Genomic DNA, 20,886 nt, shown 5'->3' with positions numbered 1-20,886 from the left:
CTTGCGCTAACAGCATACGGTTGTCATCTTGCTCAGGTTAGCTTTTGACTGAACGAGAAAAATAGAGCGCACATTGCGCGTAGGAGACCAGCATGTCACAAGCCCACCGTTTGCCAAAACTACTCAAAATGCTGCGTCACTACGACGACCCAGTCAGCGGTGCGGATCTGGCTGAAGCGCTAGGTATACCGCTGAGTGTTCTCTACAAAGATATTGCTGTGCTTAGAGCCGTTGGGGTCGAGATTGTTAGTGAACCAGGCCAAGGCTATGTTCTCCCGCCTAGCGCTCAATTACCTCCCCCAACGCTCAGCGAGCCAGCTGCCGAACGGTCTGACGAACTGGTTTTCTATACGCATCCCCTTTCGCGGGGAGGCATTGTGCACTGGATGCTTGAAGAGCTTGGTGTGCCTTATCGCTTAGTGGTCCTGGAGTATGGGTCCACAATGCATTCGCCAGACTATTTAGCCATCAACCCGATGGGCAAGGTGCCGGCTATTCGCCACGGTGAGCGAGTGGTCACGGAGGCTGCCGCTATCTGTGCTTATCTTGCCGATGCTTTCCCCGAGGCTGGTTTGGCACCGCCGCTTTCAGCAAGAGGCGACTATTATCGCTGGTTATTCTTCGCTGCTGGGCCGCTAGAAGCTGCTGCCTCGCTTAATAGCTTGGGCTTCCAACCTGATGCAGAGCAGCGTATGCGGCTAGGTTCTGGCGACTTTGCGACGGTGATTGAGGTTCTGGCTGCGGCCGTTAATGGACGCCGCTACATCGCTGGTGATGCTTTTAGCGCCGCCGATGTTTATGTCGGTTCCCACATTGGATGGGGAATGCAGTTTGGAACTCTTCCACGCCGTCCTGAATTCGAACATTACTGGGCGGGGCTGCAAAACCGCCCTGCACGGCAGCATTGCGAGCTGTTCATCCAGCAGGCGTTGGCACAGTAGTTACCCTGTGAGTGGTGATGCGCCAGAGGTAGTCGTCTCCCACGCTGATGAACGCTTATTAAGTTTTTATTCTCATTCTATTAATAATTAGGAAAATTATGAACGCACTGCACTTCTCTTCGATCCGTCGTACTAAAATTGTCGCCACCCTGGGCCCCGCCAGCGACCGGGAAGGTGTCTTAGAAGCCATGTTAGCGGCGGGTGTTGATGTGGTGCGTTTAAATTTCTCGCATGGCACCGCGGATGATCATCGTCGACGCTTAATGCGCGTGCGCGAGATTGCTGCTCAGCTGGGCCGAAGTGTCGCAGCGCTGGGTGACCTTCAAGGCCCTAAAATTCGTATCGCGCGCTTCAAAGAGGGCGCTGTGGTTCTTCAAGAGGGCCAGCCGTTTATTCTCGATATGGCGCTTGATGGTGATGCGGGCGATGTGCACCAAGTGGGCTGCGACTACAAAACCTTGGCGCAAGATGTGACGGCCGGTGACCGCCTACTGCTAGATGATGGTCGTGTGGTACTGGATGTCACACGAGTAGATGGCCAACAGGTACACACCGACGTGGTGGTGGGCGGTAAGCTCTCCAACCATAAGGGTATTAACAAACAGGGCGGTGGGCTTTCTGCTCCCGCGTTGACCGAGAAAGATAAAATTGACCTAAAAACCGCTGTTGAGATTGGTGTCGACTACCTTGCTATCTCATTCCCTCGTCATGCGGAAGATATGTTAGAGGCGCGCCGTTTACTCGGTGAAGCAGGTAAAGATATTGGCTTAGTTGCCAAGGTGGAACGTGCTGAAGCCGTAGCGGATGAGGCAACCCTTGACGGCATTATTGAAGCATCAGAAGCGGTCATGGTGGCGCGTGGTGATTTAGGGGTCGAGATTGGCGATGCCAAGTTGGTCGGCGTGCAGAAGCGCATGATCAAGCGCGCACGTTCGCTTAACCGCGCTGTGATTACCGCCACGCAAATGATGGAAAGCATGATTTCTGCGCCGCTGCCTACCCGCGCAGAGGTATTCGACGTTGCCAACGCGGTGCTGGATGGCAGTGATGCGGTAATGCTTTCCGCCGAAACGGCTGCAGGTGATTACCCACTGGAAACCGTTGAGGCGATGGCACGAGTATGCTTAGGCGCCGAGCGTGAGAAAACTGCCCAAGAGTCAGGACACCGTATTCATGAAGGCTTCTCACGGCCAGACGAAACCATTGCACTTTCGGCAATGTATGCTGCTAACCATATGAAAGGCGTTACAGCGATTGCCTGTATGACCTCCTCGGGTTATACGCCGCTAATTGCCTCGCGTATTCGTTCAGGCTTGCCTATTGTAGGGCTGGCTCACACCCCCATTGCTCAACGCCGTATGGCGCTTTATCGTGGTGTTGTATCACTGCCGTTTGATACCTCAGCAATGAGCGCCACAGAGTTGAATGACGAAGCGCTGACGCTGTTGGTTAAGCAGGGTGTTGTTAAGCTTGGCGATCACGTGATACTGACTCGAGGTGATCATATGAACGCTCACGGCGGCACTAATACCATGAAGATCATGGCAATTACCGAACAGCATATTGAGCAAGCGCAGCGCTGATTGATGCGAATCCTGCTATTAACGTGTTTACTGTTTGTTACTGCGCCTGCGTTTGCAGGCGCACCTATCATTGCGGCTGCTTCTAATCTGCAGTTTGCGTTGGAAGAGGCTGCGGAACGCTTTACTCAGCAAACGGGTCATGCTCTGCGCCTCAATTTTGGTTCCTCCGGAAATTTTCGCCGCCAAATTGCTCAAGGGGCTCCCTTTGAGCTGTTTCTCTCGGCGAACGAAGCCTTTGTACAAGCGCTTTATCAAGAAGGCCACGTCGATAGCGAGGGCGTTATTTATGCCCGTGGTCGGCTGGCGTGGGCGCAGCCTAAAGGAAAGTACCCACCCCCCGATGCACACACGCCGCTTGCTGGTGTTCATGAGGCGATTGCCACACTTGAGGAGGGGCAGCGTCAGCGTATCGCGATTGCCAGCCCTGAACATGCGCCTTACGGAGTTGCTGCCCAAGAGGTATTGCAACAGGCTGGGCTGTGGGAAACTACCGAGCCATTGCGTATTCAAGGTGAAAATGTGTCGCAAACGCTGCAGTTTGCCCTGTCGGATGATGTCCGTGGTGGGTTAGTGGCGTACTCTTTGGTGCTGGCTTCAACACTCAGCGAGCGAAGTGAGTTTGTATTGATTCCCGAAGCGTGGCACACGCCGTTGCGCCAACGTATGGTACTTACACCTCAGGCAGGAGAGGTGGCACAGGCTTTTTATGCATGGCTTCAGCAAGCAGACGCGCAGGCTATTTTCCAACAGTACGGTTTTAATACAGATTGATGGACTGGACAGCGCTCTCGGTATCGCTGCGCTTAGCAGGCTTGACCTGCCTCTTTTTGCTGCCCGTTGGAGTGTGGCTAGGCCGTGCATTGGCTACCGCACATTTTCGCGGCAAAGGGCTTTGCGAAGCGCTAGTGGCGTTGCCGTTAGTGTTGCCACCCACCGTGCTCGGCTTTTATTTGCTACAGCAATTTGGCCGCGACGCACCTTTGGGCAGCGTTTGGGCCTCGTTCACAGGGGGCGGGCTCAACTTCACTTTTAGCGGTATCTTGCTAGCCTCATTAATCGCTAATTTACCTTTTGCAATTCAGCCTATTCAGCGCGCGTTTGAGAATGTGCCGACTAATCTGCGTGAAGCTGCTTGGTGCAGCGGGCTGAGCCCTTGGCAAACCTTTTTGCGCATTGAACTGCCGCTGGTATGGCCAGGCATTCTTTCCGCTATCGCATTAACATTTGCCCATACGTTGGGAGAGTTTGGGGTGATTTTAATGGTCGGTGGTGCCATTGATGGAGAAACCCGCACGTTAGCGATTGCTATTTATGATCGGGTACAGGCGTTTGATGAACAGGGGGCCGCCCGTATGTCAGCGCTGCTGCTATTGGTGTCGTTAACAACCCTAGGTCTGGTCTACGGGCTTGCAGGCAGGCGCAGGTGGGGGCGTGGCTAAAGTGATCACTGGTAGCGGACTGGAGGTAATGGCCAAGCAGCGTAGTCCGATACCACTGGATGCGACATTTAGCTGCCCAGCGGGCGAGCTTCTAGCGCTGGTGGGCCCGTCCGGTAGTGGCAAAACCACGTTACTGCGTACTATCGCTGGCCTGTATCAACCAGAGCAGGGCCATGTGGCATGTTTGGGCAGCACTTGGTTAGCAACTGAACGGCGCTACTCGCTTACCCCCCAGCAGCGAAAAATCGGCATAGTGTTTCAAGATTATGCGCTGTTTCCCCATCTTAGTGCGTTAGCGAATGTCCAGCTTGCCCTGGGACATCTTCCCCACTCTGAACGTCCGCTCCGTGCCAAGCAGTGGCTTGCCAATGTACGTTTGGAGGGGCTGGAAAAGCGCTTTCCCAGCGAACTTTCTGGCGGCCAGCGCCAACGCGTGGCGCTGGCACGCGCCTTAGCGCGTGAGCCGCAGGTATTATTGCTAGATGAACCCTTCTCAGCTGTTGATCAGGTGACCCGACGCCGACTGCAGCGAGAACTGGCGCTGTTGCGTCAGCAAATATCGATTCCCATTATCTTGGTTACCCACGATTTAGAAGAAGCCACTGCGCTAGCAGATCAAATTTGCGTGCTGCATAACGGCGTAAGTCTTCAGCAGGGGAGCCCCGAAGCACTGTTTCGGCGGCCTGCCTCGCCGCTGGTGGCAAGGCTTTTAGATCGCCACAATATTTTCGAGGGTGAAGTGACCAGTGTTAATGGCCAGAAACGGCTGCAGTGGGGGGATCGCTACTTAGAGGTTGCCGTAGGCCTCTCTGATCTGCCGCAGGGTGAGAGGGTGACGTGGTACTTACCGCCTTCCGATATTGTGCTGCATCGCCGTGGTCGACCTTCACAGGGTGAGCGTGAAAACCCTGTGGCTGCTACTGTGCATGAAATGGTCGTTCTTGGCGGTATCACCTCAATCTCGCTGCGTGTTTTGCATGGCGATATGCTACGTTTCGATATTGCCACCCATGCCGCTAGGCGCAACCAGCTAGCACTGGGGGAGCCGGTATATGTGTCGCTGCTTGCTGAAGGCATTCATATTATGTCAGGAAAGCATGTTGCTATGTCGTCACGCCATATATCCTCAAATAACCAGTCTTCTACTAATATGCCCTCTCATCATAAAAGGAACTTGTCATGACTGTTACTCGCCGTCAGCTACTGAAGACGTCTTTGGGAGTTTCACTAGCGGCGAGCTTACCGTTGCCGCTGTTGAGCGCCTGGGCTGATGAATCTCGACAAGCCTCGACATTGCCGCTGGCGATTCACAGCCAGGAAGGCCCTCATCGATTAGACGTTGAAGTGGCTGAGACCGCCGCTCAGCGACAGCGCGGCTTAATGGAGCGCGAGCACCTGCCTGAAGCACGTGGCATGCTATTTCGGTTTGAGAGCGAACAGCCCGCTGGCAACGCCTTTTGGATGTACCGCACGTTAATCCCGTTGGATATTGCTTTTATCAACGGTGAAGGGCGCATTGTAGCGATCAACACCATGCAACCCTGTGCGTCTGATACCCCCCGTGAGTGCCCCGCTTACCCAGCCGGTGCGTCTTACCATGCCGCGCTGGAGGTTAACGCAGGCTATTTCGCTGAGCGCGGTATCCAGGTGGGCGACTGCGTATCAGTCCCTGCTTTGGCAGGATTTTGCCGCCCTGATGCATAGAGTGCCGATATCGGCGTACTACAGTGGCTTTGCTGGGCGACGCTTACCAACGTTGAGCACGATCAGGGCAATACCGGCTACCACAAGCCCCCCGCCTACCAGCTTATGAATACCTAGGCTGTCGCCCATCAACAGCGCGCCCAAGCCAACAGCAAGTACCGGTACCAGCAAGGTCATTGGCACCACGCGATTCACAGGATGGCGGCGTAGTAAGGCATACCAAATGCCGTAAGCAACAATTGACGACATTACCGCGGTGTAAGTCATCGCTCCCCACCCGCGCCAACTCGCTTGCTGAATGGCCTGCCACTGGCCAGTTTCGAATAGCCAAGACCCTAACGCGACCTGAGGAATCGCAAACAACGCTACCCAACCCGCCAGTGCTAAGGGAGCGATAGGCGGGCCGCGCTTAATCAACAGTTGGGAAACTGCCCAGCCAAAGGCGCTTAACAAAAGAATCGTCAGCGGCAGTGGTGAGGGCAGCGTTGGTCCTCCAGCGAGCACAATAACGCCAGCGAAAGAGAACAGCAGCCCCGCGATGCGCTTTGCCCCCAGTTTTTCTTTAAGAAACACCACCGCCAGTAGCGTGGCAAAAGGCGTGCCCATCTGCACCAGCAGTGCGCCAGTGCCTGCTTCTGCCTGGCCCAAACCGATAAACAGCAGCGCAAAATGTAGGCTGCCAAATGTGAAGGAAAGCAAGAGTAAAAAAGGCAACTGAGCGCGAGCGACAGGATAGAAAGGCACCAATAGAACAGCGACCAGCACAAAGCGCAGGGTCGTCATTAGTAGTGGCGGTAGCTCCGCCACGCCCACCTTTATGACAATGATATTCAGCGCCCAAATGGCGATGACAAATAGGCCTAACAACAGGTCGCGTAGTGGCACGTTGATATCCGTTGATAACGATTTAACAGTGGCTTTAGCATATCAGCAAGCGCTACTGCAGCGTAATGGCGCGGTGTTCATCTACCCACAGTTAACGGTGAAATGCTAACGACCGACTTCCTTTAAACTCATGAGTGCCTACAATAGAGCGTTGCCTGCTTTAACGCTTATGTTGTAGCCAATAGCGGCGCACTGTGGGTAGATAATAGATATCGCTGGATACCAACTGATAAAAAAGGATCGACAATAATGACGCTGACACGCTCTATGGCTCGTTTAACGGTAGGTTTAGCTGGTGCGGCCTTACTCTCGGCTTCTTTCTCTGCACAAGCACGTGAACTCTCTGTTTCCACTGTTTTATCTGATGCTTTCCCGTGGGGGCAAGCGGCGGAAAAGTGGGCGGAGTTGGTGGAAGAGCGCAGTGGTGGAGAACTAACGCTGCGGGTTTACCCGAACTCTCAGTTGGTTTCCGGTGACCAAACTCGTGAGTTTTCGGCCATGCGTTCGGGGCTAATTGATGCTGCGGTAGGCTCGACGATTAACTGGTCGCCTCAGGTTCCTGAACTGAATTTATTCTCTTTACCATTCTTTATTCCCGATGAGGCTGCTGTGGATGCGGTTACTGGCGGCGAAGCCGGTGAGCTGGTCTTTGCAGCGATTGAGTCTCGCGGTGTTATGCCGCTGGCCTGGGGCGAAAATGGCTTCCGCCAAGTGTCAAACTCCCGTGGGCCGATTAGCCAGCCAGAGGATTTGGATGGTCTGAAAATCCGCGTGGTTGGCTCACCGCTGTTCCAGGATACCTTCTCTGCCCTTAACGCAGATCCGACGCAAATGAGTTGGACAGATGCTCAGCCAGCGTTAACCACTGGCGCGGTTGACGGGCAGGAAAATCCGCTTTCAGTATTTGATGTCGCGCGTATTGATCAGGTGGGCCAGGAGCACTTAACGCTCTGGAACTACATGAATGACCCGCTAATTTTTGCGGTTAACCAGCAGGTATGGCAATCGCTTGATGAAGAACAGCAAGTGCTGTTGCGTGAAACTGCCATTGAAGCGGGGGAGTGGGAAATCGCTATGACGCGTGAGGAAGAAAGCGAGCGTCTGGCGGCTATTCAAGAGCGTGGTGTTACGGTTACTGAGTTAACCGATGAACAGTACCAAGCCTTTGTTGAAGCCACGCAGTCCGTTTACGAAAAATGGGCGCCGCGCATTGGTGAAGACGTGGTTAACGCGGCTCGGTCGGCTATCGACGCACGTTAATGACTCCTTTGGTGTTATAACTGCCGGCCTACAGGGCCGGTAGTTTTTTCTGTTATGAGGCTGCCATGAAAGGCTTTCCCGATGCACGCCCTGAACGCTGGTTGGGCGCGCTGTCACTTATTATTATTTCGTTGATTAGTCTGGGAAATGTGGTCACACGTTACCTGACTGGCGGCTCATTCTCGTTTACCGAAGAATTTTCCGTATTTTTACTGGTGGTGCTTACTTTCGCAGGGGCATCGGTGGCGCTTAGGCGAAACCGCCATATTCGTATTGGTTTTTTAGAACGGGCGTTACCAGGGCGCTGGCGCAGCGCCCTTATTCTATTTCAAGCTTTGTGCGGGTTAGTCGTTCTGGGCTTGATCACTTGGTATGGTGGAAAGCTAGCCTGGCAAGAGTACCAATGGGAATCGCTATCGCCGGGGTTAGGGCTGCCCCAGTGGTGGTACTTAGTGTGGCTTCCGATATTATCCTTTGCCATGGTATGGCGTCTCGTTCAGCAAACCCGAGATCGATTAAACGGAGGGCTGGATAATGACGCCTGATATTTGGATGATTCTTGCCTTTGCCGGATTTTTGATAGCGGGTGTGCCCGTGGCATTTTCGCTCGCGCTAGCTGGCTCGGTGGGTATTGTGGCTGGGCTTTCGCCAGATATGTTGGCAACGCTGGGTACCAATACCTATAACAGCATTGCCAAGTACCCTTTAATTGCGATACCGCTATTCATACTGACAGGTCTGATTTTTGAGCGCTCTGGTGTGGCGTTACGCTTGGTACGCTTTGCTCAGGCACTTATTGGGCCTCGTCATGGCGGTCTGGCGTTGGTCGCGGTGCTGGTGTGCATGATTATGGGTGGCATGAGTGGCTCGGGCCCGGCGGATGCAGCGGCAGTGGCCATGGTAATGCTGCCAAGCATGACAAAAGCGGGCTATCCAAAGCCATTTTCCGCAACCCTTATTGCAGCATCGGCATCCACCGCTATCTTAATCCCTCCTTCCGTGGCGCTAATTCTTTACTCGATTGTGGTGCCCGGTGTTGATCTGCGCGCGCTATTTGCCGCAGGACTTTTTCCCGGCATTTTGGCAGGGCTAGCGCTGCTGGTGCCTGCGATGATCGTTGCTAAGCGTTACGGCTGGGAAGGAACACCGGCAGCAGGCGCTGAAACCCTGACCGTGCGTACGACGTTTAGGCAGGCGTTGCCTGCTTTATTTGCTCCAGTGCTCATTTTAGGGGGGCTGCGCTCAGGCTTATTTACCCCGACAGAAGCCGCCGTCGTAGCGGTTGCCTATGGCACCATTGTGGGGCTGTTTTTGACGAAAGAGCTTTCGTTACGTGACTTATGGGAATTGCTAGGAGAGGCTGCGATTATTTCTGGAGTGGTGATGTTGATTATCGCTCTAGCGGGTATTTTTGCTTGGGCCGGAACAATGCTGGGGACTTTCCGCCATTTGGCAGAGTGGATTATTGGCTTAACAGACAACGGTATTTTGCTGTTGGTGCTGGTCATGCTAGCGGTATTGGTCGCTGGTATGCTGCTTGACGCTATTTCTATCTATCTCATCATGATGCCGGTGCTGATACCCGTTATGCAGCACTTTGAATGGAACCCCGTTTGGTTCGGCATTCTGCTAGCCATGAACATTGCTATTGGTCAATTTACCCCGCCGGTTGCGGTGAATTTAATGGTAACCACAGAGGTTGCCAAAATCCGTTTGGAAGAGACTTTGGGGTGGGCGTTGCTATTTGTTGTGGCGATGGGATGTGCGCTTGCTCTTGTGGCCATTTTTCCAAGTATTGCGCTGTGGTTGCCATCTGTACTTGGTTATAACGTCTAACACACCTATGCCTGACGTCATTCGTCATAAGATGTTCAATCCGCTATACGCTATGCGAATACGGCATGGCTATTAACGGTAACTAAACGTAATTCATCGGTAATCTAAGTTTGTTGTCTGAGCTGCTTGTGGTAGGCAATGTCGTCTATAGTCAGTGCATTGCCTCTAAGCATTAAGTTTATCTGTTAAACAGTAGGACTTAATTGCAAGCACTGGGATGTGTATGGGCGTTATATCGGTAATGACTTGCCGTGTATTTCGCCAAGTATGTTTTTTTTCGCTAAAGTAGTAAGGGTCGGCTGTATTAGTCGGCGTTGATAACAGATTGTCTTGAAAACGTTTTGGCAGAAAAACACCTGAGGGAACCGTTCAGCAGGTGGAGTTAAAGCGTATAACGCTCACAACATCAAGATAAAGAGGTGTGTCCATGAAACGCCATGTATTTTCCACTGCCGCCTTCTCTGGCGCGCTGATTGCGGCCGCTACGTTTGCATCACCGGCGGTTGCACAGGAACGCTTCATCACTATCGGTACCGGTGGCCAAACAGGTGTGTACTACGTAGTTGGTCAGTCGATTTGTCGATTGGTGAACCGTTTGGAAGACGCAGATATCAAATGTAATGCACCTTCCACTGGTGGCTCCGTGGCCAACATCAACGGTATCAAGTCCGGCGAATTGGACATGGGTGTCGCTCAGTCGGATGTTCAGTATCAAGCTTACAATGGTACTGGGAATTTTGAAGGTGAGGCCTATGAAGACCTGCGCGCGGTGTTCCGCGTTCACGGTGAGCCGCTGACTATCCTGGCTCGCGCTGATGCCGACATTAATTCCCTTGATGACTTGGAAGGTAAGCGCGTCAATATCGGCAACCCAGGCTCTGGGCAGCGCAACACCATGGAAGTGGTGATGGGCGCCAAAGGCTGGACCGAGGACTCTTTCTCGTTAGCGTCTCAACTCGATGCCGCCGAAATGGCTGCCGCGCTTGCTGACAACAACATCGACGCGATGGCCTATGTCGTGGGTCACCCCAATGGAGCCATCCAGGAAGCGACCACCACCGTTGATTCGCGTCTGGTGCCTCTCAACGATGAGACAGTTCAGGGCATTGTTGACGAGTTCCCGTACTACTCCATGTCGGTCATTCCAGGTGGATTGTACAAAGGTAATGACGAAGACGTCGAAACTTTCGGCGTCGCAGCAACCTTCGTGACCACTGCGGAAACCGACGAAGACATCATCTACCAGACCGTTAAGGCGGTATTCGATAACTTTGATCGCTTTAAGCGCCTGCACCCGGCCTTCGAGAACCTCGACCCCCAAGACATGGTGACCTCTGGTCTATCGGCGCCACTGCATGAAGGTGCCGCTCGTTACTACCGAGAGCAGGGCTGGATCGAGTAAGTTGGCCAAGCTGAGGTGATTTCGCCTCGATGAGGGAATGCGCGGCCACTTAGAGTGGCCGCGCATTCTGTTTGAGATGCTGTATGGCGTAATGCCAATGGGATCTTTCGTCACTACATACCAGGCAGGGTTAGCTTATGACTGAGGACAAGAACAGGAGCGCGGAATCCGCGGTTGACCTCGAGGATATGGTGGCTTCGAGTGATACTGGGGCTCGCAAGCCAGCGGGCACGCCGGGAAAACTATTGGTTAGCATCGCCGCGGCATGGTCGCTGTTCCAATTGTGGGTCGCCTCCCCATTGCCTTTCGTGGTCGGCTTCGGTGTCTTCAATGCCACCGAGGCTCGTTCCATTCACTTGGCATTCGCGCTATTTTTAGCCTATATGGCCTATCCGGCGCTAAAGCGCTCACCGCGCGACCGCATTCCCATTCAGGATTGGGTATTGGCCTCGGCGGCGGCCTTCTGTGGTGCCTATATGTTCATGTTTTATGAACAGTTGTCGCAACGACCGGGGGCACCGATCCTACAGGATGTGATCATTGGGGTGGCGGGGCTCCTGTTGCTGCTTGAGGCAACACGTCGAGCGCTTGGGCCACCGCTGATGATCATTGCCACGATCTTCATTATCTATTCCCTTGCCGGGCCCTACATGCCAGGCATTCTTTCCCACCGGGGTGTAAGTCTCTTCGGTCTGGTCAACCACCAGTGGCTGACCACCCAGGGGGTATTTGGTATCGCCCTTGGGGTATCGACTAGTTTCGTATTCTTGTTCGTGTTGTTCGGAGCCTTACTCGATAAGGCGGGTGCCGGCAACTATTTCATCAAAGTGGCGTTCTCGTTGCTGGGTCACTACAAGGGTGGGCCGGCCAAGGCCGCGGTGGTGGCATCGGGCATGACGGGTCTGATCTCGGGCTCCTCGATCGCCAACGTGGTGACTACCGGTACATTCACCGTACCGATGATGAAACGCGTCGGTTTTTCCGCCGAAAAGGCGGGTGCAGTCGAAGTGGCCTCCTCTGTCAACGGGCAGATCATGCCACCCGTGATGGGGGCTGCCGCCTTCCTGATGGTCGAATATGTCGGCATCTCCTATGTGGAGGTCATCAAGCATGCCTTCCTACCCGCACTGATTTCCTACATCGCCTTGATCTACATCGTCCATCTTGAGGCCATGAAAGCTAATCTGCAGGGCTTGCCAACCAGCAATCCACCCAAGCCGCTGGTGCGCAAGGTGATCGGCTTTTTGGGCGGTTTATTGCTGATGATGGTAACGGCGCTGGTGGTCTATTATGGCTTGGGGTGGTTAAAACCCGTTCTGGGCTCCGCTACGCCTTGGGCGGTGAGTGTGGGCCTGGTGGTGATCTACATCGCACTGCTTAAGGTGGCTGCAGGCTATCCGGAGCTCGAACTCGATGATCCGAATGAGCCGATCTACAAGCTGCCCCAGACTCGGCCGACAGTGATGGTTGGGCTGCAGTTCATTCTGCCAGTGATCGTATTGGTGTGGTGCCTGATGGTGGAGCGCTTGTCACCTGGGCTGTCGGCATTCTGGGCCACGGTGCTCATGGTGTTCATCATTCTGACCCAGCGGCCTATCACGGCAATCTTCCGCGGGCAGAGCGAGATGGCCGAGGATATTCGGGCGGGTGTCCTGGATCTGTGGAGTGGTCTGGTGACTGGTGCCCGCAACATGATCGGCATCGGCATCGCCACCGCGACAGCCGGCATCATCGTTGGCGCGGTTTCCCAGACCGGCGTGGGCTTGGTGCTGGCCGATGTGGTGGAAATCCTCTCTATGGGGAACCTGATGCTGATCCTGATGCTCACCGCGGTGCTCAGTCTGATCCTCGGCATGGGGCTGCCCACCACCGCCAACTACATTGTGGTGTCAGCACTTCTCGCCCCGGTGATCGTGCAGCTCGGTGAGCAGAACGGTTTGCTGGTGCCGTTGATCGCCGTTCACCTGTTCGTGTTCTATTTCGGCATTATGGCCGATGTGACACCCCCGGTGGGGCTCGCCTCCTTCGCGGCAGCGGCGGTCTCAGGGGGAGACCCGATACGGACCGGTTTCCAGGCCTTCTATTACAGCTTGCGGACCGCGGCGTTACCGTTTCTGTTCATCTTCAACACTGACCTGCTGCTGATCGACGTGAGCTTCCTGCAGGGTGTCGTTATCTTCATCATATCGACGATCGCGATGCTGATCTTTGCTGCCGGCTCCCAGGGCTTCATGATCGTGCGTAACCGCTGGTACGAATCGATCCTCATGCTGCTGGTCGCCTTCACGTTGTTCCGCCCGGGGTTCTGGATGGACATGATCCATGACCCCTATGAATCGGTGCCGCCGTCACAATTCGTCCAAACGCTGGGTGATGTCGACGAGGAGAGCACGCTACGGCTGCAGATCCGCGGTGAAGATGACTTTGGTGACCCGCTTACCACCTACATGATCCTGCCCGTACCTGAAGGGCAGACGGGGCAGGAGCGCCTGGAGAACTTGGGGCTTGAGCTACTGATCGAGGATGAGCGGGCCGTGGTCGATATGGTGGCCTTCGGCAGCACCGCGGCCGATCTTGGCCTGGATTTCGACCAGGAAATCATCGAGGTGCTGGCACCTGTGGATCGTTGGATCAAGGAGTTGATGTGGATTCCGGCGTTCCTGGTGTTCGGTTTGATCGTGGTTATGCAGCGTCGTCGTCGTAATAATACGTCAGCCAAGGCTGCTGCATAAAGGAGGATGCCATGTACAGCAAGATCGTATTGCCGGTGGACCTGAACGAGGAAGCCTCTTGGTCAAAGGCGCTGCCTACGGCCATTACTCTGTGTCAAACTTTTGGAGCTTCACTGCATGTGGTAACAGTGCTCCCGGAGTTCACGATGCCCATGGTAGGGGCCTACTTTCCGAAGAACTTTTCTGAAAAAGCACATGCTGCGTTGAAAGAGGCGCAGCATAAGTTTATTCAGGAACATGTGCCTGAGGAGATTAAGACTCAGAGTGTGATTGTCGACGGCTCGCCATGGGAGGCCATCATTCAGGTAAGTAAAAAGCTAGATGCCGACCTGATTGTCATGGCATCTCACACCAAGCGTAAATTTGTAGACTACGTTCTGGGCCCTAATGCGGAACATGTGGTTCATCATGCCAAGATATCAGTGATGATCGTGCGCTGATCTCAGCACTCGTTGATTGTTAAGCGAACTCCAGGCCATTTGGCCTGGAGTTTTTGTTTGTGAGGTTATATTAACGCTGGCTAACGCATCGAATAAATTGGCGTTAATGGCATGAAAGCAGGATTTTTTGTACGCGATGCCGCCAGACAGCCCCACCTTGTCATTGCTCAGCTACATTAAAGATACGTTAAGCCATTAACCCATGGTTAACGAACTCATGCATGTGGCAACTTTTTCAGGGTATTGGCAAGTTCGATCTCAACCTGAATGGGGTTTAAAGGCCACCGCTGCATTGGGGTAAATCTAAGGAGTCATGCTATGAATGCAGCCACAACAAAAACGCACGGCCGAGCAGATATGCCTAATGTAAAAATCACTATTAATAAGGTGGGAATGGATCGGCCGCGTGCATGGCTTGCCGCGGGGTTCGAGGACTTTCGTCGCGCAACTGCTATCAGTTTAACCTACGGTATGTTTTGGGTGGGATTAAGCATAGCCATTACAGCGGGTGCAATAACACTCGGCTATTGGTACTGGTTATTACCTATGATCGCTGGGTTTATGTTTGTTGGGCCACTGGTGGCGGTAGGCTCCTATGGCATTAGTCTTGCCCTTGAGCGGGGAAGGGTTCCTAACCTTGGCGATGCCTTCGGTAGTTGGCGTCCGCACGCAGGCCAGTTGGCGATGATGGGCGTGATGATGATGATTTTCTTCCTCGCCTGGATTCGTCTTGCGACGCTGCTGTTCGCGTTGTTCTTTGGCTTTGAAGTACCTAGTCCAGAAACTCTATACACATCACTCCTAACCACGCCGGAAGGCTTGGGCATGATTGCAGTAGGTTCAGTGGCGGGCGGTATTCTCGCTTTCGGTGCGTTTGCGATTAGTTCAGTGGCTATCCCAACGCTAATGGATCAAGATCTTACTTTTATGGAGGGTATCGAAGCTAGCGTGCGCTGTGTTGCCAAAAACTTCCGTCCGATGCTGTTGTGGGCTGCTATTTTGACAGGCTGCGTTTTGATTGGTGTGCTTACGTTTTACATAGGCTTGGCACTCATTTTACCCGTTTTAGGCCATGCAACATGGCATGCTTATGAAGAGTTGGTGCGCTTTGAACCAGTCGAAAAGCTTGAGACCTAACGGTCAGAGTGCCTTGAAATGCTGAGCCTCATACGCGTTGCTAAGTAAAAACATACTTAACCTGACTATGTGAAAGAGATAGCGTAACCTTTGCGCTATCTCTTTTTTATCCAGAGTCCTGCCTGTCTTGATAGTTGACAGAAACGGTCCTGTTTTCAAGATATTGTGTCGTGAGGTAAGCGTTGTGAAAGCGTTTTTACTGGGAGGGATTATGCTGTTGCTCAGCATTCCCGTGACGGGTCATGTGCGGACAGAGGCCTCCCTCGATATGCCCGAAGGGCCTGTTATTCTCACAGTCAACGGTGATATAACACATTTCAACACAGCCCAGGGCGCACGCTTTGACCGTGATATGTTACAAGCTTTGCCACAGCACTCCTTTGAAACGGGCACGCCGTGGACTGAGGGCAGTAGTACTTATAGCGGACCGCTGATGCGCACATTGTTAGAGCATGTCGGGCTGCCTGGTACTGAGAATAGTCCTGGAAACGGCTCTAGAAACAGTGCTGGAAATAGTGCTGGAAATAGTGTGTATGTCTCCGCTTTAAACGGGTTCGAGGCGGAAATACCGATCAGTGATTTTTATAAGTATGACGTTATCCTAGCATTAGAGCGGGATGGGCAAAGCATTCCCATCCGAGAGTACGGCCCTTTGTGGGTGCTTTATCCTTTCAGCCAAGACGAGGCTCTTTTAAGTGAAAAAATGCGTTTTAGAGCTGTTTGGCAAGTTATGCAGATAAATGTCCGTTAGTCAGTCTATTTCTCGGGCTCCCCGCCTGCTGCGTTATCCGCGTCGCTTTAAAGTGGTTGCTATGATTACCGTCCTGCTGTTCGCGGCAGCTCTGGTAGTGGCAGCCTTAGCGGCTTGGCGTCAGGATAATTTGACACAAAGTTTGAGAGAAGATACGGCTTGGGTAGTTTATAAGCTTGATCGCGATGCGATTCAGCTATTCAACCACTTACTTGCGGCCACCCGTGGCCCGATTTCACCTTCCGATCAGGACGATCTGAACCTGCACTTCGAACTGCTCTATAGTCGAATGACGCTGTTGCAAGAGGGCGAAGTGAGCCTGCTGTTAGACAATATCAGCATAGCAAAAGCATTATTAGTTCAAATTCAGCAGCAGCTAGATACGCTAGATCCCATGTTTGAACCTCATGCATCTTTACCTCAGCTGCCGATTGCTGAGCTAGAGGAAGAGCTGTTGGTGCTAACTCGGCTGACAGAGCGATTTGTTATCGCTATTAATGGTTATCTAGCGGAGTCTGCTACTGAAGAGCGCGTGCTATTAAATATTTTATATAAGCTTTTAATGTCTCTATTAGTGGGAATGAGTTTCGCTGTATTGCTGGTCATTGTGTTTCTGGTGCGTGAAATGCGAGAAAGCGCCGCTGCTCGGCGTGAGCAGGAGCAACTGAGTCGTCAACTTGAAGTCACTGCCACACAGGCGCAAGCTGCAAATCACGCTAAATCTGACTTTTTAGCGATGGTTAGCCATGAGATTCGCACGCCGCTCAACGGCGTTATTGGTATGAGTGAGTTGCTGCGTGAACCATCTAGCCTTGCGCAAGTAGAAGACTATGCTCGTACGATTCATGACAGCGCTAATCAGCTACTAGCGATGATCAATGAAATTCTTGATTTTTCAAAGATTGAAGCGGGGCACCTAACGCTTGAAACTGCGCCCACCGCCCTGAAACCATTAGTCGACAGCGTAATATCGCTTTTTGAGCCTCGTGCTAAGGAAAAAGGCCTGCAGTTAACGTTATATGTTGATCCTTTAGTACCGGCATGGGTAATGATCGATGCCAGCCGATTGCGCCAGATTTTGCTTAACCTCATCACAAACGCTATTAAATTTACTGACCATGGTAAAGTCAATATACGTATTTATTCCACGGTAAAGAGCCTGTTATTTGAAGTTTGTGATACTGGTTGTGGCTTAAATGAGGAGCAACAGGCGTCACTGTTTGAGCCATTTCAACAAGCGGATGAGTCAGTTGCTCGTCGGTTTGGCGGTACTGGGTTAGGTTTGGCGATTTGTAAACGCTTAAGCGAAGCCATGCAAGGACGACTAGGGGTTCGTAGCACTCCTGGGCAGGGCAGCACATTTTGGTGCGAGTTGCCCCTTGTAGAAGCCAGCCCAGTCACCGCTCCATTGCCGCCCGAACCAACGCAGGATTTTACAGGCACATCCTTACTACTTGTGGAAGACAATGCCGTCAATCGTAAAGTTGCCACTGGGCTACTGTCGCGCCTTGGATGTGATGTCGTCTGTGCTGAAAATGGTCAAGATGCTCTGGACATGGTGCAGGCTCAGCAGGTGCACCTTATCTTTATGGATATCCAGCTACCGGATATCGATGGCATAACCGTGACCAAAAGGCTTCGCTCTCAAGGCGGTTGGCTGGCTAACGTGCCGATTGTGGCCATGACGGCTGGCGGCGTGGAAGATGTTCGCCAACGCTGCCTAGCAGCGGGAATGAACGATTACATTACCAAACCGCTATCCTTACTTGCCCTTAGCCATGTGCTGTCACTGCAGCTGTTTACGGCTTCGCGCCCAGATGCCTTATCGGCGTTGCCTTTAGATCAGGAGCAGCAAGAGTTACAGCCACTCCTTAACCGTGCAACACTAGAGTCCCTGGTTATGTCATTGGGAGCTGAAAGTGTCGATCAGATCATCATGCTTTATTACCAGCAAGTGAGTGATTACTCAGCACAGTTGGCTGCTTACCTAAGCAACGCGGAATTGCTGACAACAGAGCAAGCCAAGCAAGTGGCGCGCTTAGCACATCAGCTGCGCGGCGAATCGCTCGGTGTTGGGGCAGAGCGTTTGGCCGCTGAGGCTAAACGGCTCGAAATAATCGCCAGTAACAGCGCGTCTTCACCGCAAGATTTTACTGAAACCATGAACCTGTTGAGGCAAACCGCTTCGCGAACTCATGCAGCGTTGGAGAAATGGCGCCGTGACGATAGCCCCGAAGAATAGCGGTATTCAGATCGCTGCCAGCAACCAGCTAAATCCCTTCCAAGCCGCCGATGAACTGGCTCAGCAGCTAGGCCATGAGCACTTAGGTTTTGTGCTGTTTTTTTGCAGTGCAGAGTATCCGTTAGAGGAACTAGCAACTGCCCTTGGCGGTGCGTTTGATAAGGTGCCGATGAGTGGTTGCACGACGGCGGGCGAGATTACACCGCAAGGCTATGACCGAGGCTCTGTGGTTGCGATAGGTTTTGATAGTCGCGTGTTTGCAATTGAAACCGCACTGGTAGACGACCTTGAACACTTTGACCTTAGCTGCGCACAACCGCTCGTCGATACCTTGTTGGAGCGTTGTCGACAGCAGGCAGTTGCACCGGTGAACGAGCATAGCTTTGCCCTCACGTTGCTAGATGGTTTGTCCAGCCGTGAAGAACAGGTATTAGCAACCCTAGATGCTGCTCTTGGCCGTATTCCCAGCTTTGGCGGCTCGGCCGGTGATGATAATCACCTTACCCATACCCATGTTTATGCGAATGGGCATTTTCATACCCGCGCCGCCGTGGTGGTAATGCTTAACACACGGCTTCCGTTTGAGGTGTTTTCTACCCATCATCTTGAGCCGCTTGCCCATAAGTTAGTGGTAACAGAGGCTGACCGGGAGCAGCGCCGAGTGCTAGAGCTCAACGGGTTACCTGCTGCTGACGTGTATGCAGCGTTAGTCGGCTGTTCTGTTGATGCGCTATCGCCATCCATTTTTGCCCAGCACCCGCTGGCAGTTTATATCGGCGGTCAACACTATATTCGTTCAATACAACGCGTGAATGAGGATGCTAGCCTAACGTTTTACTGTGCGGTAGAAACGGGCATTGTGCTCACCGCGATGCGGCCTGCGCCGTTACTCTTAGATCTAGAGGTGATGCTACAGCGCGTGCAACAACGCCTGGGGGCAACACCTTCGATTATAGGCTGCGATTGTTTCTTAAGGCGTATGGCGCTTGAGTCTTTGCAGCAGTTGGATCAGGCGTCAGCGCTGCTTCGTCAGGCACGAGTGGTGGGGTTTAATACCTACGGCGAACATCATCATGGCATGCACGTAAACCAAACCTTTACGGGGGTGGCTTTTGGCGCTCTTCCAACTAGCGGCGGATAGCGATACTGCGGCGGATAATGCCACGCTGCGCGAGGAAAATCGCCGTTTGCGTAAGGTTTGCCAGGCGCTAATGGAGCGTGTGGAGTCCGGAGCAAGCCCCAACAGCGCTCCTTATGCAGCGTTTGAGCGCTCGGTGCTGCTGGCAGAGCAAGTACGCGAACGCACCGACGCACTTCATCGCACATTAGATGAACTTAGCCAAGTAAATGCACGACTGCTGGCGGCGAATGCCGAAGCAGAGGCGGCCAATCTTTCCAAAACGAAATTTTTAGCGGCGGTCAGTCATGACCTGCTTCAGCCGTTAAACGCCGCACGGTTATTCGCCAGTGCCTTAGAAACGCATGCGCTACCCGAGGCGTCCCAGGCTTTAGTAGGGCACATAGGGCGTTCGTTAAAGGATGTTGAAGGGCTTTTAGGTACATTGGTGGATATTTCCCGCCTGGATGCCGGCGTACTTCACGCGGATAAAGCACCGTTTGCGGTAAGCACACTGCTAGATGCCTTGGCCGAAGAGTATCGGCAAGTGGCCGCTGTACGTGGGCTGACGCTTCACTATGTGCCGTCGAGCGTGGTGGTCGAATCTGATCTAGCGCTACTGGCGCGTGTCGTGCGCAACTTCCTCAGCAATGCCGTGCGCTACACCGAACATGGTCACTTACTGCTTGGCTGTCGACGACGCGCCAACGGTCTTGAAATTATGGTGGGCGATACTGGGCCGGGGATACCAGAGCCACAGCGTAAGGCAATTTTTCTAGAATTTCGCCGCGCCAACCAGTCCCAAAGTGGCCACAGCCGAGGGCTTGGATTGGGACTGGCAATCGTAGATCGTATCAGCACTATGTTAGAGCACCCTGTGTCGCTGACTTCACAGCTTGGGCGTGGCTCGCTTTTTTCTGTGCTGGTCCCTTTCTCTGTGCCAGTACCTAATGCAGCCCCAAGCGCGGGTGCATCGCCCGTTGCGTGTGCGCCAAAAGCGTTGCCTGGATCTGATCGTTGGCAGCACGATCCGCTACAAGGCTGTGTCATTTGGGTGATTGATGATGATCCCGCGATTATAGAAGGAATGCAGGCGTTGCTGGGCAGTTGGGGGTGTCGGGTGAGGGCAGCCGCAACGGTGAGTGCGCTGGAAGCAGCGAGTGACGGTGAGCGCCCGGCTGTGCTGTTGGTGGATTATCACCTGGGGGATCACCGCGAAAATGGGATTGATCTGGCGGCAAGATTGCGTCGACGCTATCCAGGGTTAGCCACTGTGGTCATCACTGCCAACCATGAGGCAGCCTTGAAGCGGGCCACCCGGGAAGCGGGTATGCACTGTTTGTTAAAGCCGCTTAAGCCTCTTCGCTTAAAGATGCTACTGGGAACGCTCTTAGAGAATTCCGCTTAACGGGAAGTC

18 protein-coding genes are annotated in these 20,886 nt (G+C 53.3%); 17 read left to right on the top strand and 1 reads right to left on the bottom strand.

Going from position 1 to position 20,886, the window contains the following annotated elements; all coding sequences use genetic code 11:
- Positions 1-92 precede the first annotated feature (92 nt).
- The 6 genes from CEK60_RS14970 to CEK60_RS14945 all read left to right on the top strand — a co-directional run bounded on the left by CEK60_RS14970 (position 93) and on the right by CEK60_RS14945 (position 5,667).
- Positions 93-941 carry a glutathione S-transferase N-terminal domain-containing protein gene (locus tag CEK60_RS14970; RefSeq protein ID WP_089039710.1) on the top strand — a complete coding sequence of 283 codons (849 nt, stop codon included), beginning with the start codon at positions 93-95 and terminating at the stop codon, positions 939-941.
- A 98-nt stretch (positions 942-1,039) separates the two neighbouring features.
- Positions 1,040-2,524 carry a pyruvate kinase gene (pyk, locus tag CEK60_RS14965; protein WP_089039709.1) on the top strand — a complete coding sequence of 495 codons (1,485 nt, stop codon included), beginning with the start codon at positions 1,040-1,042 and terminating at the stop codon, positions 2,522-2,524.
- A gap of 3 nt (positions 2,525-2,527) precedes the next feature.
- Positions 2,528-3,295 carry a molybdate ABC transporter substrate-binding protein gene (gene modA, locus CEK60_RS14960; protein ID WP_089039708.1) on the top strand — a complete coding sequence of 256 codons (768 nt, stop codon included), beginning with the start codon at positions 2,528-2,530 and terminating at the stop codon, positions 3,293-3,295.
- Positions 3,295-3,963 carry a molybdate ABC transporter permease subunit gene (gene modB, locus CEK60_RS14955; protein WP_089039707.1) on the top strand — a complete coding sequence of 223 codons (669 nt, stop codon included), beginning with the start codon at positions 3,295-3,297 and terminating at the stop codon, positions 3,961-3,963. Before modA ends, modB begins: the two co-directional genes overlap by 1 nt.
- Positions 3,956-5,146, top strand: a complete 1,191-nt coding sequence (locus tag CEK60_RS14950; protein WP_232471391.1) for an ABC transporter ATP-binding protein — start codon at positions 3,956-3,958, stop codon at positions 5,144-5,146. The genes modB and CEK60_RS14950 overlap by 8 nt, the downstream gene beginning before the upstream one ends.
- The gene (locus CEK60_RS14945) at positions 5,143-5,667 is read left to right on the top strand and encodes a DUF192 domain-containing protein (protein WP_038477864.1); all 525 of its coding nucleotides are present in this window, start codon (positions 5,143-5,145) and stop codon (positions 5,665-5,667) included. Before CEK60_RS14950 ends, CEK60_RS14945 begins: the two co-directional genes overlap by 4 nt.
- 18 nt (positions 5,668-5,685) lie before the next feature.
- Here the strand turns inward: CEK60_RS14945 and CEK60_RS14940 are convergent, their stop codons facing one another.
- Entirely contained in the window at positions 5,686-6,552 is an 867-nt protein-coding gene (locus CEK60_RS14940; RefSeq protein ID WP_089039706.1) for a DMT family transporter, read from the bottom strand.
- 249 nt (positions 6,553-6,801) lie between these two features.
- Here CEK60_RS14940 and CEK60_RS14935 point away from each other — a divergent pair, with 249 nt between their 5' ends.
- The 11 genes from CEK60_RS14935 (at position 6,802) to CEK60_RS14885 (ending at position 20,877) form a co-directional block, all read left to right on the top strand.
- On the top strand, positions 6,802-7,812 hold the full coding sequence (locus tag CEK60_RS14935) for a DctP family TRAP transporter solute-binding subunit (protein WP_038477858.1): 1,011 nt from the start codon (positions 6,802-6,804) through the stop codon (positions 7,810-7,812).
- A 65-nt stretch (positions 7,813-7,877) separates the two neighbouring features.
- Positions 7,878-8,357 carry a TRAP transporter small permease gene (locus CEK60_RS14930; RefSeq protein ID WP_089039705.1) on the top strand — a complete coding sequence of 160 codons (480 nt, stop codon included), beginning with the start codon at positions 7,878-7,880 and terminating at the stop codon, positions 8,355-8,357.
- A complete protein-coding gene (locus CEK60_RS14925) occupies positions 8,347-9,648 on the top strand; it encodes a TRAP transporter large permease (protein ID WP_089039704.1) in 1,302 nt (433 codons plus the stop codon). The genes CEK60_RS14930 and CEK60_RS14925 overlap by 11 nt, the downstream gene beginning before the upstream one ends.
- Positions 9,649-10,075: 427 nt before the next feature.
- Positions 10,076-11,050 (top strand): TAXI family TRAP transporter solute-binding subunit, encoded by a 975-nt coding sequence (locus tag CEK60_RS14920; protein WP_089039703.1) that lies wholly within the window; start codon positions 10,076-10,078, stop codon positions 11,048-11,050.
- 137 nt (positions 11,051-11,187) lie between these two features.
- Complete coding sequence (locus tag CEK60_RS14915) at positions 11,188-13,782, top strand: TRAP transporter permease (RefSeq protein WP_089039702.1); 2,595 nt, start codon at positions 11,188-11,190, stop codon at positions 13,780-13,782.
- Positions 13,783-13,793: 11 nt separating this feature from the next.
- Positions 13,794-14,222 carry a universal stress protein gene (locus CEK60_RS14910; RefSeq protein WP_089039701.1) on the top strand — a complete coding sequence of 143 codons (429 nt, stop codon included), beginning with the start codon at positions 13,794-13,796 and terminating at the stop codon, positions 14,220-14,222.
- A gap of 318 nt (positions 14,223-14,540) precedes the next feature.
- On the top strand, positions 14,541-15,359 hold the full coding sequence (locus tag CEK60_RS14905) for a DUF2189 domain-containing protein (RefSeq protein WP_089039700.1): 819 nt from the start codon (positions 14,541-14,543) through the stop codon (positions 15,357-15,359).
- A 211-nt stretch (positions 15,360-15,570) separates the two neighbouring features.
- Positions 15,571-16,110 carry a molybdopterin-dependent oxidoreductase gene (locus CEK60_RS14900; RefSeq protein WP_089039699.1) on the top strand — a complete coding sequence of 180 codons (540 nt, stop codon included), beginning with the start codon at positions 15,571-15,573 and terminating at the stop codon, positions 16,108-16,110.
- Entirely contained in the window at positions 16,100-18,352 is a 2,253-nt protein-coding gene (locus tag CEK60_RS14895) for an ATP-binding protein (RefSeq protein ID WP_089039698.1), read from the top strand. The genes CEK60_RS14900 and CEK60_RS14895 overlap by 11 nt, the downstream gene beginning before the upstream one ends.
- Positions 18,306-19,493 carry a nitric oxide-sensing protein NosP gene (gene nosP, locus CEK60_RS14890; protein ID WP_089039697.1) on the top strand — a complete coding sequence of 396 codons (1,188 nt, stop codon included), beginning with the start codon at positions 18,306-18,308 and terminating at the stop codon, positions 19,491-19,493. Before CEK60_RS14895 ends, nosP begins: the two co-directional genes overlap by 47 nt.
- Positions 19,465-20,877 (top strand): hybrid sensor histidine kinase/response regulator, encoded by a 1,413-nt coding sequence (locus CEK60_RS14885; protein ID WP_089039696.1) that lies wholly within the window; start codon positions 19,465-19,467, stop codon positions 20,875-20,877. Before nosP ends, CEK60_RS14885 begins: the two co-directional genes overlap by 29 nt.
- The last annotated feature ends 9 nt before the right edge of the window (positions 20,878-20,886 follow it).

Source organism: Halomonas sp. N3-2A (genome assembly GCF_002216165.1).
Lineage (GTDB): Bacteria > Pseudomonadota > Gammaproteobacteria > Pseudomonadales > Halomonadaceae > Vreelandella.
The sequence above is the reverse complement of the archived record's forward strand: the minus strand, read 5'-3'. Positions and strand labels throughout refer to the sequence as shown.

Excerpts from the sequence above, each read along its gene's own strand:
- CEK60_RS14905 (WP_089039700.1), top strand. The coding sequence starts at position 14,541 with ATGAATGCAGCCACAACAAAAACGCACGGCCGAGCAGATATGCCTAAT.
- CEK60_RS14925 (WP_089039704.1), top strand. The coding sequence starts at position 8,347 with ATGACGCCTGATATTTGGATGATTCTTGCCTTTGCCGGATTTTTGATA.
- CEK60_RS14900 (WP_089039699.1), top strand. The coding sequence starts at position 15,571 with ATGCTGTTGCTCAGCATTCCCGTGACGGGTCATGTGCGGACAGAGGCC.
- nosP (WP_089039697.1), top strand. The coding sequence starts at position 18,306 with ATGCAGCGTTGGAGAAATGGCGCCGTGACGATAGCCCCGAAGAATAGC.
- CEK60_RS14895 (WP_089039698.1), top strand. The coding sequence starts at position 16,100 with ATGTCCGTTAGTCAGTCTATTTCTCGGGCTCCCCGCCTGCTGCGTTAT.
- CEK60_RS14910 (WP_089039701.1), top strand. The coding sequence starts at position 13,794 with ATGTACAGCAAGATCGTATTGCCGGTGGACCTGAACGAGGAAGCCTCT.
- pyk (WP_089039709.1), top strand. The coding sequence starts at position 1,040 with ATGAACGCACTGCACTTCTCTTCGATCCGTCGTACTAAAATTGTCGCC.
- modB (WP_089039707.1), top strand. The coding sequence starts at position 3,295 with ATGGACTGGACAGCGCTCTCGGTATCGCTGCGCTTAGCAGGCTTGACC.
- CEK60_RS14930 (WP_089039705.1), top strand. The coding sequence starts at position 7,878 with ATGAAAGGCTTTCCCGATGCACGCCCTGAACGCTGGTTGGGCGCGCTG.
- CEK60_RS14915 (WP_089039702.1), top strand. The coding sequence starts at position 11,188 with ATGACTGAGGACAAGAACAGGAGCGCGGAATCCGCGGTTGACCTCGAG.
- CEK60_RS14935 (WP_038477858.1), top strand. The coding sequence starts at position 6,802 with ATGACGCTGACACGCTCTATGGCTCGTTTAACGGTAGGTTTAGCTGGT.
- CEK60_RS14920 (WP_089039703.1), top strand. The coding sequence starts at position 10,076 with ATGAAACGCCATGTATTTTCCACTGCCGCCTTCTCTGGCGCGCTGATT.
- CEK60_RS14945 (WP_038477864.1), top strand. The coding sequence starts at position 5,143 with ATGACTGTTACTCGCCGTCAGCTACTGAAGACGTCTTTGGGAGTTTCA.
- modA (WP_089039708.1), top strand. The coding sequence starts at position 2,528 with ATGCGAATCCTGCTATTAACGTGTTTACTGTTTGTTACTGCGCCTGCG.
- CEK60_RS14970 (WP_089039710.1), top strand. The coding sequence starts at position 93 with ATGTCACAAGCCCACCGTTTGCCAAAACTACTCAAAATGCTGCGTCAC.